The following is an 866-nucleotide window of genomic DNA, read 5'->3' on the forward strand; positions in this document are numbered from 1 at the left end:
CTGAGTAGTGCGTTTGCGAGGATGATGAGCTTTCGCATGATGGCTGTGATGGCGAGTTTTGAGGCTTTGCCGTCGGCCGTGAGCTGGTGGTATTTTGCCTTTAGATCGGGATTGAAGCGCATGGCGACGAGGGCGGGCATGTAGAGTGCCTGTCGGACATTGGCTCGCCCGCCGCGGATGAAGGCGCGGCCGATCCAGTTGCCGGACTGTCGTGCGACGGGAGCGAGGCCTGCGAGGGAAGCAGCCTGACCCTGACCGAGCGTGCCGAGTTCGGGCATTTCGATGAGAAGCGCGAAGGCGGTGATTGCCGAGACGCCCGGGATCGAGACGAGGATAGCGAAGCGACGGGAGAGATCGGGATCGGACTGGATGAGCGCCGTGATCTCCTTTTCGACAGCAGCCATTTGACGTTCGATCTGCCTGAGCTGCTGGGCATTGTGGCGCTTGAGGATGGGAAGGGTTAGCGCCTTGGCCCTGTTCCTCGCCGCCGTCCGGTTCTTCACCAGCGCCTCGCGCGCCATGTGCAGGTCCTTGAGGTCATTGAGGATCGGGCTGCGCACCGGTCGTGCTTCGAGGTCGAGAAGAGCGCCCATGCGCGCCAGCATGGCGGCGTCCAGCCGGTCGGTCTTGGCGATCCTGCCGGTGGCCTCGGCGAAGCGCCGGGCTTGGCGTGGGTTGACCTTGACCAGCGCAAGGCCAGCCGCCGCCAGCTTCCGCTCAAAGGCCCGGTGATATGGACCTGTCGGCTCATAGACGATGCGTACGCCGGGCGGGTCCAACCGGCTCGGGCTCAACCAGCTCATGAACGCCTTGTGGCCGCGGCTGTCGTTGGCAAAACGCCGGCTCGCGCCGTCGCTCAGCCTGTG

1 protein-coding gene is annotated in these 866 nt (G+C 64.5%); it reads right to left on the bottom strand.

Annotated elements, in window-relative coordinates; all coding sequences use genetic code 11:
* The coding region (locus NKI24_RS35805) for an IS110 family transposase (RefSeq protein ID WP_502901519.1) at positions 1 to 866 on the bottom strand (866 nt) is incomplete at both ends.

Source organism: Mesorhizobium sp. M0701 (assembly GCF_040320365.1).
Taxonomy (GTDB): Bacteria; Pseudomonadota; Alphaproteobacteria; order Rhizobiales; family Rhizobiaceae; genus Mesorhizobium.